Consider the following 16,277-nt stretch of genomic DNA (forward strand, 5'->3'; position numbering starts at 1 on the left):
GTGACTCACCCAACGCCCTCGGGCAGCGACGGCCTGATCCAAGCCCGCGCCGTGCTCGCCCGCCATTTTGGCTATTCCGATTTCCGGCCCAGTCAGAGCCGAGTGGTGCACTCGGTCCTCAACGGCCGCGACACCTTGGCGGTCCTTCCAACCGGGGCGGGGAAGTCGGTGTGCTTTCAGGTGCCCGCCATGGTCCGGCCGGGCGTCACCGTGGTGATGTCGCCCCTCCTGGCGCTCATGGAGGATCAGGTCGAGGCGGCCCGCGCCCGGGGCCTCCCCGCCCGAGCCCTCAACAGCATCCAGAGCAAGTCGGCCCAGGCTCGGGTCAAGTCCGAACTCGCCGACGGCCTCGTCCGGCTGCTTTACGCGGCGCCCGAGCGCGGCCCCCGATTGGTCGAGGAACTCGCGAGCGCCGGAGCCACCGTCGGCTTGCTCGCGATCGACGAAGCGCATTGCATCGCCGAGTGGGGGCCGGATTTCCGGCCCGCCTACATGGCCCTCGGGCGACTCCGCCAAGCGCTCGGCGATCCGCCAACGGTGGCCTTGACCGGCAGTGCCACCGCCGAGGTCCGCGGCGTGATTGCCCGAACCCTCGGCCTTGGCGCCCGGGGTGGCTACGACCTCCACCTCGCCTCGTTCGACCGGCGGAATCTCTGGTTCGGCGTGGTGCCGGTCGGCTCCGAACGGGACCGGTTGGAACGACTCCTGGAGCTGCTCGGGCACGGCGACCGCGTCGCCATTGTGTATGGGCCAACCCGCAACGTCGTTGAGGCGCTGGCCCGGGTGGTTCGGGAGCGGGGCTTCCGAGCCGTCGCCTATCACGCCGGCCTAACGAAAGAACGCCGGGCCGAAGTCCTGACCGGATTCCTCGCCGACCGGTTCGAAGTGATCGTCGCCACCTGTGCGTTCGGGATGGGGATCGACAAGCCGAACGTCCGGTTGGTCGTCCATTGGACGATGCCGCCCACGCCGGAGTCCTACTATCAGGAGGCGGGCCGGGCCGGACGGGATGGCGGGTTGGCCCGATGCATCGCGCTCTACCAACCGGGCGACATCGATCGGGCCGTTCGGGAGTTGGCGGTGACATTTCCGCCGCGAAAGGTCATCGAATCCGCCTGGGCCGACCCGCGGGTGCTCCGCCGGCTTCCGAAGAATGTCGCGGCATCGGTTGAGCGCCTCCGCCGCGAGCTCCGGCCGGAGCGAGGGGTGGTCCGGTGGGACCGCGTCGTCCGCCGCGAGGGAGCCGCCCGAGCCCGTCTCACCACGGTGCGGGAGTACGCCGGCAACCGGACCTGCCGGCGGGCCACCCTGCTCCGGTACTTCGGCGAGCGCGTGGTCCGTTGTTCAGGGTGCGACGTCTGTGGCGGGCGATCGGCTCCGATCGTCGGTCTGCCGGCGGAGGCGGTCGCTCGGGTCCGTCGCCTTCGCTTGGCCCTTGGCGCCTCCGGCAGCCCATGGCGGGGCTCGCTGCTCGACGCCCGAACCATCACGGCCCTCGCCGCCGATCCGCCGGGAACGCTCGACGACCTGGCCGGCCGGGCCGGGGTCGGTGAGCATCTGGCCGAGCGGTTGGGCCCGGCGATCATGAGGGCACTCGGAACGGTGGAGCCCGGCCTGGAAGAACGACCCGATGGCGGGCCGTTCGACCGGCTGCGCGCCTGGCGGGCCGCGACCGCCCGGACTCGGGTGGTCGCGGCGTTCCGGGTGGTTCCCGAGGCCGTCCTCCAGCGGATCGTCGAGCAACGCCCGACCTCGCTCGGCGAACTCTCGGCCATCCCGGGTGTCGGACCCCGGTTTCTCGGGAACTATGGCTCGGACATCCTCGCGTTGCTGTCCGCTCTGGGTCCGACCGACCGGCCGGGGTCGGGCTAGGCCGTCGGTTTGGTCATCTGCTTCACCAGCCAATCCACGACCAATCCGATGGTCGGCCGGTCAACGGCAAACGACTTGATCTCGGTATATCGCCCCGGGAAACCGTCCGGATCGTAAACGAAAAGATGATTCAGATTCGGAAGCACCTTGGCCGTGATGTGTCGGTTCCCGGCGGCCTTGAACGCCTTGACCAGCAACGGAACCTGGTCGGGCGTCACCTGCTGGTCGTTGGCGCCGTTCAAGATCAAGACCGGGGTGGTCACCTGCCGAGCGGTGGCCAACGGCTCGTATTCGGCAAAGAACTTGAGCCAAGGGTTGCCGGCGGTCATCGAGTCCACCCGGGGGGCCACGGCGCGGAGGGCCGAATCGCGCGCCGCCGGCCTGAGCGAGGTGTCGTTCTTGATCCCGTTGCCGAGCTGGAAGTTGAGGATCTGTCGGCCGGTGTAGGCGGTGCCAGCCAACAGCACGATGCCCTTGAGCGACCCCTCGTCTTTGGCCACCATCGGCGCAATCAATCCGCCTTCGCTATGCCCGATCAATCCGAGCCTGGTTCGGTCGATCTCCGGGCGGTTCCGCAGCCAAGCCAGCCCCGCTTGAATGTCCTTGGCGAAATCGGCGCTGGTGGCGGTTGCCGCATTGCCCCCGGAGCCACCGAAGCCTCGGTCATCCATCCGGAGCACGGCAATTCCTCGCCGGGCCAGTGAATCGGCAAATTCGCGAAACGGCCGGAAGCCCTTGAACAGTGAGATGGCCTCGTCCCGATCTTGTGACCCGGATCCGGTAATCGTGACCACTGCCGGCGCGGGCGCCGCAGCCGTGGCACCCGCTGGAATCGTGATGGTTCCGGCCAGCGTGTGACCCATGGTGGTGGTCACCGTCACGTCGATCGCCCGGTACGGAGCCCCGGCCGGGGCGGAGTAATCGGGCTTCTCCATCGTCATGCCGGCCGAGCTCGGGCTGGTTCGTTCGATGGTGGCTTTCTGGGCCGGTATGGCGCCGCCGAGGATCCGGCCGTCGCGGTCGACCTTCAAACGCATCTCGCCGCCGGCCATCGTCAGGACCATGGAGTCGGCGCCCAGGGTGGCGACCCGCACCGGGAACGTCTGGCCCCCGTTGACCATGAACGCCGGGACCTCGGCCGGATTGCCGCCAAGCAGCTTGGCTCGCAGGAGAAAGACTTCGATCAGGGCGAACGAGGGATTGATGTAGGGCAGGGCCCCGGGCTTGGAGCCCAGACGCTCCGTCCGGGTCTGCCCGCCCCCGGAGATCGCGGCAAAGGCCGAGTCGCCCGTCAGGGTGAGCACCGCGGTCTGGCGCGCCGGTGCCGACCCGGAGTCGGTAGCCATCCAGAATTGGTTGTCCAACGATCCGATCAGACCGTCGGCTCCAATCGTGGCACTGAAACGGAGCCGAACGGCGTTAGGTTTGAGGAAGACCTCGGAGTCGATGCGGGTCGCCGTGCGGGTGAATCGCTCCAGGCTGATCGTGTCCTTCCCGGCCCGGAGCACGAACATCGCTTCCTGGGCGGCGAGCGGACCGGCGGCAAGCGCCAAGCCAACAACAGCAATCACGGACCTGACCATGGTGCCCTTCGGGTTGGGAGTGTGGAGCCAGTGTACCGCCGGGTCGGTGCGCGGGTTTCGAATCAGGGCCGTCTCGCGACCATCGTCCCGGGCCGGCCACAACCGCCCGTCCTGGACGGCCCCCGACTTCTCCATGAGGGCCACGGTGGTTCCTGAATGGGACGGTTCAAGCTAATCACCTTCTGCGGATCGTGGCCCTGAGGTGGCTATATTCCCGCCCTATGGACGACACTCTGTATTTTTCCGAGCACCATCAGCAGGTGCGCGAAATGGTCCGCGATTTCGCCAAGACCCATGTCGCGCCGGTGGCCCGCGATCTCGACCGCACCTCGACCTTCCCCTGGCAGAACATCAAGAAGATGGGGGAACTCGGCCTCCTCGGCGTTCCTTGGCCGGAGAATATTGGCGGCGCCGGCATGGATCAGATCTCCTACTACATCACGATCCACGAGATGGCCAAGGTTGACGCCTCCCACGGTCTGACCATCAGCGCCCATACCAATCTCGGCACCTCCCCGATCGTTGAGTTCGGGACCGAGGCCCAGCGCGGGCGCTACGTGCCGCTGCTCGCGTCCGGCGCCGTCATGGGCGGGTTCGGATTGACCGAACCGGGCGCCGGTAGCGATGCCGGGGGAACCGCGACCACCGCTGTGGACAAAGGCGACCACTTCCTGCTCAACGGCTCCAAGATCTTCATTACCCATGCGGGCGTCGGGGAGATCTTCTCCGTGACCGCCCGTACCGATCCGGGGACCGGACATCGTGGCATTACCAGCTTCATCGTGACCAAAGACACGGTCGATCTCGAGCTCTGCCGGACGCTGGGCGTCGGCCACGCCCCCGAGTTGCCCAAGATTGCGGGGGTCAACGCCGGCAAAAAGGAAGACAAGATGGGCTGGCGGGCCAGCGATACCCGCGAACTCCATTTTGACAATGCCGTCGTTCCCAAAGAAAACATGCTGGGCCCCCGGGGCGCCGGCTTCGTCAATTTCCTGAAGACCCTCGACGCCGGCCGGATCGGGATCGCCGCGCTGTCGTTGGGGATCGCTGAGGGAGCCTACGAGGCCGCCCGCCAGTACGCCGGAACCCGGAAGCAGTTTGGTCGATACATCGGGAGTTTCCAGGGCATCAGCTTCAAGCTGGCTGATATGGCCATGGGTATCGAAGCCGGAACCCACTTGCTGTATACGGCGGCCCGGCTGAAGCAGGCTGGAAGGCCGTTCAAAACCGAGGCGGCCATGGCGAAGCTCTTCTGCTCGGAACTCGCCATGAAGACCACCACCGAGGCCGTCCAGATATTCGGGGGCTACGGCTACATGGCTGATTACCCGGTCGAGCGGATGATGCGGGACGCGAAAGTCTGCGAGATCGGCGAGGGCACCAGCGAAATTCAGCGCCTCGTCATCGCCCGCCAGATCCTGGGCCGGGTGGTCGACGGCTGACCGGAATCGGGGGATCGGGCCGGACGCCTCCCCCTAAACTGCTTTCCGGCATATCTTTACCCAATGCGACCTATCCAGACCCTCCTGTCTTGGAACCCGGCGAGCCTCAAGCTCGGACTCGGCCGGGTCGTCGCCCAATGGATCAGTTTGCTGTGTCGTCCCTTCCGCCGGCACACCCAGGGCCGCTCGATCGTTAGCCTCAAGGCATCGCCATCCCACCATTGGTCGCAAGGTCTTCGGGCCGGCGTCGGGCTCACGGTCCCGGCTTCGGTCCGACTCCGGTTGCGGCCGGTCGGCGAGCAGAAGCTACCGCGGCGCTCGGGGGCAGGCGGAGGACTCCCTCGGCTTCGGACCATGGTCGGTCCGGCCACCCACCGTATGCGCGTCGTGACGTCGCCCCGGGCCGTGGTCCGGCCAGGCGAGGTGACGCCGGCGAAGGAAGTCTTTCGTGAAGCGCGAGATTCTCATCACCAGTGGCCCCCGGGAAACCCGGGTAGCCATCCTCGAGGACGACCGGTTGGCCGAACTCATGGTCGACCGGCCCGATCACCGTCGGATCGTGGGCGACATCTACCTCGGCCGGGTCGATGCCGTTCTGCCGGGGCTCCAAGCGGCGTTCGTCGATATTGGCTTGGAGAAGAGCGCCTTTCTCCACGTGTCGGATCTGTTGGAGCCGGACGAGGACGACGAGCCGAACGATAAGGACGAGGACGAGGTTCCTGATCCTGATGAGGCCGAGTCGGCCGCGGAGGAGGAGGAGGCGGCTTCCAACGGGACCAGTCGGCGGGGCGGCCGCCAGGCGGTTGCGGAACCTCGGCAGCGGGAGGTCTCCGGACGCCGGGCCCTGCCGGACATCGGCGAGATCTTGAAGAAGGGGCAGACCCTTCCGGTCCAAGTCACCAAAGAACCGATCAGCACCAAGGGCTCCCGGGTCACCGCCCAGATTTCACTGCCGGGCCGGTTCTTGGTGTACATGCCGTACGCCTCGCGCGTCGGGGTGAGCCGGAAGATCGAGAGCCGGGAGCAACGCGCCCGACTCCGCGAGATGGTCACTCGGCTGCTGCCGGAAGACGCCGGCGGGATGATCATCCGAACCGTGGCGGAAGGCGTAACCGAGGACCACTTCCAGCGGGAGGTCGAGTCGCTCCTCGCGCAGTGGAAGAAGATCAAGCGGAAACAGTTCTATGTCCGGCGGGCTCCGGCGTTGCTGCAGCGGGAAGCGTCGCTGACCCGCGGGCTGATCCGTGACGTCTTCTCCGACAAAGTCGACGCCCTCTGGGTCGACTCGGAGGAGGTCCATTCGGAGGTAGAGCAGTATCTCGAGCAGGTCGATCCGGACCTCAAGGGCCGCGCCCACCTCTACACCGAGGCGATTCCCCTGTTCGACAAGTTCGGGATCGAAGCGGAGATCAAGTCTCTCTTCAAGCCCCGAGTCGAACTGCCGACCGGCGGATCGCTGGTGATTCAGCCGACCGAAGCCCTGGTGTCGATCGACGTCAACACCGGCCGCTATACCGGGAAGAAGGACCCGGAACGGACGATCCTCAAGACCAACCTCGAAGCCGCCCGCGAAATCGCCCGGCAGCTCCGGTTGCGCGATCTTGGCGGGATCATCGTGTGCGATTTCATCGACATGGAGACCAAGGGCAACCGGGACCGGGTCCTCCAGGAACTCCGGGGCCATTTGGTTCGCGACCGAGCCCGGACCAAGGCGCTGGCCGTCTCGGACCTCGGGCTGGTGGAAATGACCCGGCAGCGGGTCCGGCCGTCCCTCTGGGCCTCGATGACCACCGAGTGTCTGCTCTGCCATGGGACGGGCCGAGTCTTTACTCCCGAGGTCGTGGCCCGCCGCATTGAACGGTCGCTTCGCCGGTGCGCCCTGGAGCGTCGGGAAAAGATCGTCTGTGTTCGGATGCACCCGGAAGTGGCTCTGTACCTCAAGGAAGAAGAGCCGAAACTGATGGTGGCGGTCGAAAAAGCCACCAGTCTTACCATCGAGCTCCGGGACGATCCGACGATGCATCAGGACGAGTTCCGGCTGATGTCCAGGCCTGGCGGCAGGGATATTACCGAGCTCTACGCGGTGGCTTAACCGGGCTCTTGCCCTATCCCGTTCTGCTGCTTATCATTACGGGCTTTCTCAAAACCCTGGAATCAGTGATGTACGCGATTTTTCGCTCCAAAGGTCAGCAGTACAAAGTCCAGCAAGGGGAGACCGTTCGGTTACCCTTGATGGACGAGGCCGAGCCCGGAGCCAAGTTGACATTCAGTGAAGTTCTTCTCACCTCAGATGGCAGCACCATCCAGGCTGGGCAGCCCTTTGTCCCCAACGCGGCCGTCGAAGCCGAAGTGATCGGCGAGGCGAAGGGCGATAAGCTCTACGTCTTCAAGTTCAAGCGGCGGAAGAACTACCGTCGCAAGACCGGTCATCGGCAGAAGTACACCGACGTCCGCATTACCGCCGTGAAGGTAGGCTGATATGGCTCACAAGAAGGGTGTCGGCTCGTCCAAGAACGGCCGGACCAGCAATCCCCAGTACCTTGGCGTCAAGCGGTACGGCGGCGAACAGGTGATCGCGGGCAACATCATCGTTCGCCAGCGGGGAACCAAGTTTCACCCCGGCCGAAACGTCAAGCGGGCCAATGACGACACCCTCTTCGCGCTGATCGACGGCAGGGTCACGTTCGAGTGGAAATCGAAGGGCAAGCAGAAGATCTCCGTCTACCCTTAGGGGCGGATCGAAAGGCTGGGGTCAATAAGGGCGCTGATGAGGCGCCCTTCGTCATTCTGAAACCTGGATCGGCAATTCGACGTTAAGCTCGCCACCCCCTGTTTCCATTTCCCGAGGAGGATCTGCGATGGCCACAGTGTTTGATCGTTTTCGAGATGAGCTCGACCAGTTCGGTGATCGCCTCAAAGAAGCCGTCGAGTCGAGCAAGTTGCATCTCGAACGCTCGAGTTTGATCGGCGTTCGAAGCAAGATCGCCTACAAGTTGGGGATGGCCGTCTACAAGAAGGAACGGGGCGGCGAGGCCAACCAAGGGCAGGTCGACGCGCTCTTTGCCCAGATGGACGATGTCACCGCCAAGATTGCCGGTATTGACCGCGAGCTCGACGGGCTCGACGGCGAAACGGTGCGGGTCGACGAGAAGCCGGCCCCCCCGGCCGACCCGGCCGAAGCCGAAGTGGCCAAGCCCTAGCCGGTCCAGCATCCCACCAAGCGACAGCCCGCTGCCAATCCACGGGCTGTCGCGCGTTCGGCGAACCCGGGTCTATCGAACCGGCGGCAGCGTTCGATACCGGTCCCGCAACTCGTGCTCCCGAGTTCGGAGTGAGGTATCCTGGCCTCGAACAAACACCCGCTCCGCCACGCTCGAAAACTCAAACGGATCGCCCGACCACACCACCACGTTCGCCACCTGACCGGCCGCCAGCGATCCATACTGAGTCAGTCCGAACGCTTCGGCCGGCCACGTGGTGACCATCCTGAGGGCGTCGTCCCATTTCACCCCATTGCGGACCGCGTTGCCGGCGGCATACCGCAAGCTCCGCTCTCCCCCGGCGTCGCCTTGCGCGATGACCACTTTGACGCCGGCCTCCCGGAGCAAGGTCACGTTGTCGAGTCGGGCCCCGAGGCCGTCAAAACTCGGAATGTCCCGGTTGGGCTCCATGATCACGGGGACCCCGGCGGCGGCGATGGCCGGGGCCACCTGCCAGCCTTCAATGGCCCCGGACAAGATGAGCTTGAGGCGGTATTCGCGGCCGAGCTTTAGGGCGTTGGTGATGTCGATCCGCCGGTTGGCCGTGATCACGACCGGCATGGTGCCCCGGAGCGCCGGCAACAGGGCCTCGAGCTCGGCAGCCGGGGCGCTGAACGCCTGGGTGGCGCGTCGCTTGTACTCGAGCCGGCGCCGGTCGTACTCGATGGCGTCGGCAAACAGACGCTTGAGTCGGGCAATCGTGCCAGCCCGGGCCCCCCCTCCCGCGCTTTTGCTTCCATCACTCAGGTCGATCAACAGCGCCGCCGGCGACCGGACGATCATCTGGCCCACCGTTTCACCGGCAAAATCAACAACCACGGCCGTGCCCGGAATGAACGACCCATCCGGCGTGTAGACGCCGGTTGTGACACCGCCCGTCCGGGCCACGGCGATCGAGAAGGCCGCCGGGTCGATGCCGTCGGTCAGATTAAATGACGGATTGACCTCGCCGCTTACCGAACGCTCGCCATAGCCACCGAGTCCCGCGACGCCGGTTCCCGCATTCGCCCCGGCATGGATCAGCCCGGGTGTGACCCACTTGCCGGTGGCATCAACGATGGTCGCTCCAGCCGGGACGGTCACGTTCGGCCCCACTGCGGTGATCTTGCCGTTGACGATCACGACCGTGCCGCGCTCGATCTTGGGGCCGGCTCCTGGAAAAACGGTCCCGCCGGTGATGGCGATCGGCTGGGCCGCCACCGGCGCCACGATGGCGCGGGCCGCCATCATCACCCCTAACATCCATCGGTTGTTCATCGTCCCACCCCCGGTTCGGTCTGGCCCAAGTTGAAGTCGGTTTTGTACTGGCGGGTCTTGTCGAGGCGGTCAAACACCAGCCAGCCTTCGTTCCAGACCTTTTCGGCTTTCGAGTACACCGAGAACGGGTCGCCGGACCAGAGCACTACGTCGGCCATCTTGCCGGGCTCCAGGGTGCCGGTGAGCTGATCGATCCCCAAGGTCCAGGCCGGGTTCGCGGTCACCCATCGAATCGCCTGGTCTCGGGTAACCGGAATCCCGGCGCGGTTCCCCGCGTACATCGCTTTTGCCGCATCTTGGTTCATGCGCTGAATCCCATCGGGGCTGTCGGTGTGGAGCACGCCCCGGGCCCCGGCGGCGGTCACCATCGCCAAGTTCTCGAGGATCTGGTCGTAGGCCTCCATCTTGAAACCGCCCCAGTCCGACCAAATCGACGCGGCCGTGCCCGCTTTGGCGAGCAGGTCGGCCACTTTGTAGGCCTCGATGCCATGGTGAAACGACCGGATCTTGAAGCCGAACTCCTGGGCCAAGTCGAGCATTTGGACCATTTCGTCCGCCCGGTAGCAGTGGTTCTGCACGAAGATCTCGCCCCGAAGCACGCCGGCGAGGGTCTCGAGCTTGAGGTCCCGGGTCGGCGGATCGCCCTTCCGGTCCTTGAGCCACTTGTCCCATCGCTGCCGGTATTGCTCCGCTTGGATGTATCCCGCCCGATAGCCGGCCATGTTGCCCATGGCGGTCGAGGGGCCCCGGCTTTGATACACTCGTTTCGGGTTCTCGCCGCAGGCCATTTTGAGACCGTACGGCGCGCCCGGGAATTTCATTTCTTGGACGGCCCGGGCGGGAACCAGCCGCACCACCACAGAACGACCGCCGAACAGGTTGGCCGAGCCGGGCAGGATTTGCGCGGTGGTCACGCCGCCGGCCACCGCGAGCGGGATCTGGGGATCGTGCGGCCAAAAGGAATGCTCGGCCCACACCTCGGCGGTGTTCGGGCTGGTGGCCTCGTTCCCGTCGGACTGCGCCGGGGCCCCTGGGGCAGGATACACCCCGATGTGGCTATGGGTGTCGATGAAACCGGGCGTCACGAATTTCCCGGTCCCATCGACGACGACGGTTCCAGGCGGCGGGGTCGAGACGTCGCCGACCGCTACGATCTTGCCATCCTGCAACAGAATCGAAGCGCCTCGGAGTTCCGATCCGGTGGCCGTCATGACCGTGGCATTCCGGATCACGACCGCGGGATTCGCCCGCCGCCGATAGGTCGACGGGAATTGCGGCCGATCGATACTCAAGGTGTCCTTAAATCGATCGTCCGCTTGCTCTGCAACCGCAGCCGCGGCGACCCCCGCTTCCATCGAACCGACCAACCAGAGTCTCCAAATTCCCCGCATCATTTCCCCAAGCCTTTCTGATGGATGACTTCGGACTACGGCTTTGTGCTGAGAACGACCTCGACTGGTGTATCGGTGATCCCGATTTTCACCAGCCGGAACGGCGGTTGCGCGGTGATCCAGAAGACCGCCGGCTGCCACCCGCCTGACCACTCCACCCGAAATGCCTCGATGGCACCGCCCCGGATCTCGACCGATTCCGTACCCAGGCCTCGGAGCGTGGTAACCCGGGCCTCGTTCTGCCCGCCGCTGAAGGTCAGAAACGACCATGTCGCGTTCGGCGTCCAGGGGAGGCCCGGCAACAAGCCCTGGATCGCGTTGTCATCGACCGGATTGGACCCGAGAGTAGTGTCGACCGGCACGGTCCTGGTGCCCTCGGGCGAGCCGGCGGTTGCCTGACCGCTCACCCGGGGGCCCTGGTAATCGAGTTCGACCGTCGTCGGCTGACTTTGGTTGGTGCCTTGCTGGCGAACCCGAAGCATGGCTCCCGCGTCGGAAATGTCAACGATGGTCCTCTGCTCCACGAGGCCCGCAATGCTGCTCTCTTCGGTCAGGCGCTTCCCGGTCGGGGTGTCCTCAACAACCGTTCGGGTCCACCCGAGTTGAATTCCCTTGACCAGGACCGCGAAGCTATCCGACCGCGGCACCAGCAAAGTCATGTCGAGGGGCAGGGCCGAGGCGGCCGCCGAAGGCGGCGATTTGGCGATCGCTTGCCCGGAGGCGGGCCGCGGGCCAAGAACGAAGATCAGGAGCATCGAGGCGGTGGGGCGGATCATCGCGGGGAATCTAGCGAGACCACGGCCTAACCCGCGAGCGCGATGATAACGCCATGCGGAATACGCGGTTATCCTTGAAACCAACCGCTCCGCCGATCGGGTACTTAACGCGGGCACCGCCGTTGCGTCAGATGGGCAGCCAATGATAGCCGAGACGGATGACGACCTGGTGACCTCGTTCTGTGCCGGGGAGGCATTGGCGGCCGACGAATTGGTCCGGCGCCATGCGACCTCCCTTGGTCGGTTTCTCTACTCGAACGGGGCCCCCGAATCCGACGTCGAGGACTTGGTTCAGGAGGCGTTCTTCAAAGCGTTCCGAGCCCTGCCCGGCTGGCGGCGGGAGGCCTCGTTCAAGAGCTGGTTGTTCCGGATTGGCGCGAACTTGAATCGAGACCAGTTCCGCCGCCGGAAGGGGCGGGAGACGGTTCCGATCGAGGATCATGATGTGGTCGATGGGTCTGACCCCGAGGGCGAGTCGGGTGCCGCCGACATTGAACGGCGGCTGCGGGCCGAGTTGGACCGGCTGCCGCGACTGCAGCGAGAGGTGTTCTTGCTGCGAGCCCAACAAGGCATGGAGTACGACCAGATCAGCAGCACGTTAGGCACGACGCCGGGGGCCGCCCGGGTCCACTACCATCATGCGGTAAAACGGTTGAAGGAGACGGTCCAATGACGCCGTGCGAACTACTCTCCGACCGGATGGCCAAGGTGGCTGCCGGAGATGCCGGGTGGACCGCCGACGAGGCCGGCCACTTGGCGGCCTGCGCCGATTGCGCGGCGGAATGGCGGTTGCAAAGCGCCGCCGGCCACCTGGGCCGGCGGCTTCCGCCGCTCGATCCGGCCCGAATCGTGACCCGGTTGCACCAGGAGCTGGCCACGGACCGGCCGGAGGTGGTTCCGCTGACCCGGCGGGGTCCGGTGCGGTGGGCCCTCGGGCTGGCGGCGGCGGCCTTGATTCTGGCCGTTCGGATGGTCGGTCCCTCGGGCGGTTCCGGGCCGGCGGACTCCGCCGTCCCGGGCGGCGTGTTGAGTGAGTTGGACGACCTGAGCGGCCAAGAATTGGCCTCGGTACTCGAAGTGATTGAAGTAGACCGCCCGGGGCCCTCGGTCGAGGAGCCGGGCCTCGGTGATTTGACGGCCGATGAGTGGGAGCGTTTGCTCCGAAACTGGGAGGGTTGAGGAATGATCAAGTGGGTAGTGGTTCTCGCGACGCTGGCGGCGGGGTTCGCCGGCCGGCTGCCGGCTCAGGACACGGCCGTCGCCGGGCCGATGGCGGAACGGCTCCGCCAACAGATCGAAGTCCGGTTTGGGGAGCGACTCTCCGAAGAATTGGGACTCACCGATGGCCAATCGGTCAAGGTCCGCGGCATCTTGGCCACCTGGGCCGTGAAACGGCGGAATCTGGAGCGGGAGGATCGCCAGCAGCGAGCGGAATTGTCGGCCGCGATGCGGCCCGGGGTGGCCGCCAACGATCAGGCGGTGTCGCGCCTCGTCGATGCGATCTTGGCCACCCGCGGCGCCATGGTCCAGACCTTCCGGGACGAGATGGCCGAACTCGGGACCGTCTTGAGTCCGGTGCAGCGGGCCCAGTACCTGCTGCTCCGCGATCGGCTTCTCCAGCGGGTTCAAGAGCTCCGCCAGGAACGGCAGGCCGAGGGCGGTCGGCCGCCACTTGCCCGGCGGCTCCGGCCCCGCTAAACCCCGCCTCGGCTCCCTCCCCATCCCGGGGGGAGACTATTAAATTGGTGCGGTCCACTTCAATGGAGTGAACGGTGCGGTCTGTCCTTCTGATCGGGTTGCTGCTGGCGGTTCCTTCCGCCCGATCGGGATTAACCCAGAAACAGCTGGTGTATCGGATTCCGATCACCGGGACGATCGAAAATGGGCTCGCGCCGTATGTGGCGAGGGTGTTGGCCGCGGCCAAGGCGGCCGGCGCCGAGGCGGCGGTGTTGGACATCGACACGCCCGGCGGGCGGATCGACGCGGCCCAACGGATCGTTGACGCCGTGCGGGGCGCTGGGCTGCCGGTGTACGCCTTCGTCAATCCACGGGCCTATAGCGCGGGGGCTATGATCGCTCTTGCCGCCGAGGGGATCTACATGGCCCCGGGTGGCGTGATCGGCGCCGCCACCCCAGTCGACGGGCAGGGCACGAAGGCGTCGGAGAAGATCGTGAGTGCCATGCGCGGTGAGTTCCGGGCACTCGCGGAAGCCCGCCAACTCGACCCGACGGTGGCCGAAGCCATGGTCGACGAGTCGATCGAGATTCCCGGCGTCAAGCCGGCGGGGAAACTCTTGACGCTGACCACCGATGAGGCCGTGCGGCTCGGCTACGCCAAATCCGTGGTGACCGATTTGCCAGCCCTGCTCGCGGCGGTGGGCCTCCCGGGGGCCAGGGTCACCTCGATCGAGCTCAACTGGGCCGAACTCGCCGTCCGATTTTTGACCAGCCCGCTGGTATCCCCGCTGCTGTTGTCGTTGGGGATGCTCGGTCTGATCTTTGAAATCAAAGCAGGGCATTTCGGACTCGGTGCCGTGGCGAGCTTGACCTCACTCGGGCTGTTCTTCGGGAGCGGGATGATCCTCGGACTGGCCGGTTGGGAGGAAGTCCTTCTGCTGGCCCTCGGTTTCGTGGCGCTCGGGGTCGAGGCCCTAATCCTGCCGGGCTTCGGCGTGGCGGGGATCATTGGGCTCGGGTTGGTGTCGACATCGATCATCCTGGCGTTGGTCGGCACCGCGCCGACCGGGGGCGACTTGGTGCAGGCCGGGGCCATTCTCGTGACGGCCCTGGTCATCACGGCGTCGGTGCTCTTTGTCTGGATCCGACACATCCCCCACAGTACCCGATTCCGGAAGGTCATGCTGCGGGACGGACATGCCGCGGTCGATGGGTATGTCGCGGCCCCGACCCGGGGCGACTTGGTGGGGCAATCCGGTACCGCGGTGACCGACCTTCGGCCGTCGGGCGCCGCCGTGATTGGCGACGAGCGGCTCGATGTCGTCACCGAGGGGGAGTATGTCGCCGCTGGGGCACCGGTCACGGTGCTTCGCTCGGACGGCTATCGGCACATCGTACGCGCAGTCAAGGTTTTGACGAATTGATCCAGCCTTTATCTCAACTTTGCGGGGGCATGAGTGAATACGGATAATCTCCAGCTCGGGCTGGTCGTGGCGCTGTTGGTCGGCGGCATGATCGTCTTGTCGATCTTCTTCCGGTTCGTTCCGATCGGACTCTGGTTCCAGGCCTTGGTGTCCGGGGTCAAGATTTCCTTTCTGCAGCTGTTCTTCATGCGGTTTCGGAAAGTCGACCCCGCTTCGATCGTGAATCCCTTGGTCAATTCCCACAAGGCGGGGCTAGTCCTGACGGCCGACCAGCTGGAGTCGCACTATCTCTCGGGCGGGAACGTGACCCGGGTGGTCAACGCCTTGATCTCGGCGGAAAAAGCCGGCATCGCGCTCGATTTCAAGCAAGCCACCGCCATCGACCTGGCCGGCCGCGACGTGTTCGAGGCGGTGCAGGTGAGCGTCAATCCGAAAGTCATCACGACGCCGAAGGTGGCGGCGATGGCCAAAGACGGCATTCAGTTGCTGGCGATTGCGAGGGTAACGGTCCGGGCCAACATCAATCGGCTGGTCGGCGGTGCCGGTGAAGAGACCATCCTGGCCCGGGTCGGCGAGGGCATCGTCAGTACCATCGGCTCCGCCGCCAGCCACAAGGCGGTGCTCGAGCAGCCGGATATGATCTCGAAGACGGTGCTGGCCAAGGGACTCGACGCCGGAACGGCGTTTGAAATCCTGTCGATCGACATCGCCGACGTCGACGTCGGTAAGAACATCGGCGCCGAGTTGCAGACCGACCAAGCCGAGGCCGATAAGCGAATTGCGCAAGCTAAGGCGGAGGAGCGCCGCACCTTGGCGGTGGCGATGGAGCAAGAGTACAAGGCCTTGGTGCAAAAGGAGCGGGCCAACTTGGTCGCTGCCGAGGCGCAGATTCCGCTCGCCATGGCCGATGCGCTTCGGAAGGGTAACCTCGGAGTCATGGACTACCAGCGGTACCGGAACATGGAGGCCGATACCCAGATGCGGCATTCAATCGCGGGCCCTCAGGACGCGGGCCCGGCCGGGTCGATCTAGTCGATGGGCGAGATTCTTCTTCTGGTCGTCTTGTTTGTGGTCGGCGGCCTGCTCCAGGCCGCCGGCAAGCGACGGCGTCAGGGTGCCGAGGGGCCGACCTTGCCGCCGACTGGGCTGGAGCCGTCACGGGAGTCGGGCGGCATGCTGGCCGAGATCCAGAAGGCGCTCGCAGAGATGAAACGAGCGAATGAGGCGGCCACCTTCTACAGCCTGGATGAGGACGAGGTGGAGGCCGTCACTCGTGAAGTCGAATCCGAAGTTCGGAACCTCGATGACGTGGCGCCCCGGCCGGCCCGGGTCACCGTCGTTCAAGACGACGCGATCGAGGCGCTCACCGCGAAACGAGCCGAATGGGCCGAGACACGGTCCCGGTCCCACACGAAGGCCGACCACCGGGCGTTCGATGCGAAGATCCGGGCGGTGGAGCCGGTGCTACCTGCCGGTCCGGACCGGGCGGCAGCACTCCGCCGGATGATCGTGTGGCACGAGGTGCTCGGAAAGCCGGTGGCCCTCCGGCGCCCGGAAGACGGCTAGCGGTTACCGGAAGGTCCGAAATGCTTGGG

General features: G+C 65.7%; 16 protein-coding genes. 12 read left to right on the forward strand and 4 right to left on the reverse strand.

The features are described from left to right. On the forward strand, positions 1 to 1,872 hold the full coding sequence (locus EXR94_04635; GenBank protein MSR02013.1) for an ATP-dependent DNA helicase RecQ: 1,872 nt from the start codon (positions 1 to 3) through the stop codon (positions 1,870 to 1,872). Here the strand turns inward: EXR94_04635 and EXR94_04640 are convergent. Then, on the reverse strand, positions 1,869 to 3,599 hold the full coding sequence (locus tag EXR94_04640) for an alpha/beta fold hydrolase (GenBank protein ID MSR02014.1): 1,731 nt from the start codon (positions 3,597 to 3,599) through the stop codon (positions 1,869 to 1,871). The two genes, EXR94_04635 and EXR94_04640, sit on opposite strands and share 4 nt — an antisense overlap. A gap of 77 nt (positions 3,600 to 3,676) precedes the next feature. On the opposite strand from EXR94_04640, the gene EXR94_04645 reads away from it, so the two are divergent. From EXR94_04645 to EXR94_04665, 5 genes are all read left to right on the forward strand, one after another. After that, positions 3,677 to 4,897, forward strand: a complete 1,221-nt coding sequence (locus EXR94_04645) for an acyl-CoA dehydrogenase (GenBank protein MSR02015.1) — start codon at positions 3,677 to 3,679, stop codon at positions 4,895 to 4,897. A 448-nt stretch (positions 4,898 to 5,345) separates the two neighbouring features. Next, on the forward strand, positions 5,346 to 6,989 hold the full coding sequence (locus tag EXR94_04650; GenBank protein ID MSR02016.1) for an Rne/Rng family ribonuclease: 1,644 nt from the start codon (positions 5,346 to 5,348) through the stop codon (positions 6,987 to 6,989). A 68-nt stretch (positions 6,990 to 7,057) separates the two neighbouring features. Continuing rightward, positions 7,058 to 7,375, forward strand: a complete 318-nt coding sequence (gene rplU / locus EXR94_04655) for a 50S ribosomal protein L21 (GenBank protein MSR02017.1) — start codon at positions 7,058 to 7,060, stop codon at positions 7,373 to 7,375. Between the two features lies 1 nt (position 7,376). After that, entirely contained in the window at positions 7,377 to 7,628 is a 252-nt protein-coding gene (locus EXR94_04660; GenBank protein ID MSR02018.1) for a 50S ribosomal protein L27, read from the forward strand. 127 nt (positions 7,629 to 7,755) lie between these two features. Then, entirely contained in the window at positions 7,756 to 8,097 is a 342-nt protein-coding gene (locus tag EXR94_04665) for a hypothetical protein (protein MSR02019.1), read from the forward strand. Positions 8,098 to 8,169: 72 nt separating this feature from the next. Here EXR94_04665 and EXR94_04670 read toward each other — a convergent pair whose 3' ends face one another. Genes EXR94_04670 through EXR94_04680 form a run of 3 tightly spaced genes read right to left on the reverse strand, consistent with a single transcriptional unit; the run spans position 8,170 to position 11,581 of the window. Then, positions 8,170 to 9,414 (reverse strand): imidazolonepropionase, encoded by a 1,245-nt coding sequence (locus EXR94_04670; GenBank protein ID MSR02020.1) that lies wholly within the window; start codon positions 9,412 to 9,414, stop codon positions 8,170 to 8,172. Beyond that, positions 9,411 to 10,808 carry an amidohydrolase gene (locus EXR94_04675; GenBank protein MSR02021.1) on the reverse strand — a complete coding sequence of 466 codons (1,398 nt, stop codon included), beginning with the start codon at positions 10,806 to 10,808 and terminating at the stop codon, positions 9,411 to 9,413. The genes EXR94_04670 and EXR94_04675 overlap by 4 nt, the downstream gene beginning before the upstream one ends. 32 nt (positions 10,809 to 10,840) lie before the next feature. Next, positions 10,841 to 11,581 (reverse strand): hypothetical protein, encoded by a 741-nt coding sequence (locus EXR94_04680; GenBank protein MSR02022.1) that lies wholly within the window; start codon positions 11,579 to 11,581, stop codon positions 10,841 to 10,843. 142 nt (positions 11,582 to 11,723) lie between these two features. Between EXR94_04680 and EXR94_04685 the strand changes: the two genes are divergently transcribed. From EXR94_04685 to EXR94_04710, 6 genes are all read left to right on the forward strand, one after another. Next, complete coding sequence (locus EXR94_04685; protein MSR02023.1) at positions 11,724 to 12,254, forward strand: RNA polymerase sigma factor; 531 nt, start codon at positions 11,724 to 11,726, stop codon at positions 12,252 to 12,254. Next, positions 12,251 to 12,760, forward strand: a complete 510-nt coding sequence (locus tag EXR94_04690; protein ID MSR02024.1) for a hypothetical protein — start codon at positions 12,251 to 12,253, stop codon at positions 12,758 to 12,760. Before EXR94_04685 ends, EXR94_04690 begins: the two co-directional genes overlap by 4 nt. 3 nt (positions 12,761 to 12,763) lie before the next feature. Next, on the forward strand, positions 12,764 to 13,279 hold the full coding sequence (locus EXR94_04695; GenBank protein MSR02025.1) for a hypothetical protein: 516 nt from the start codon (positions 12,764 to 12,766) through the stop codon (positions 13,277 to 13,279). Between the two features lie 74 nt (positions 13,280 to 13,353). Further along, on the forward strand, positions 13,354 to 14,682 hold the full coding sequence (locus tag EXR94_04700) for a nodulation protein NfeD (protein MSR02026.1): 1,329 nt from the start codon (positions 13,354 to 13,356) through the stop codon (positions 14,680 to 14,682). Positions 14,683 to 14,742: 60 nt separating this feature from the next. Beyond that, entirely contained in the window at positions 14,743 to 15,714 is a 972-nt protein-coding gene (locus EXR94_04705) for a UPF0365 family protein (protein ID MSR02027.1), read from the forward strand. A gap of 3 nt (positions 15,715 to 15,717) precedes the next feature. Continuing rightward, a complete protein-coding gene (locus EXR94_04710) occupies positions 15,718 to 16,248 on the forward strand; it encodes a hypothetical protein (GenBank protein MSR02028.1) in 531 nt (176 codons plus the stop codon). The last annotated feature ends 29 nt before the right edge of the window (positions 16,249 to 16,277 follow it).

Source organism: Gemmatimonadota bacterium (assembly GCA_009692115.1).
Taxonomy (GTDB): domain Bacteria; phylum Gemmatimonadota; class Gemmatimonadetes; order Gemmatimonadales; family GWC2-71-9; genus SHZU01.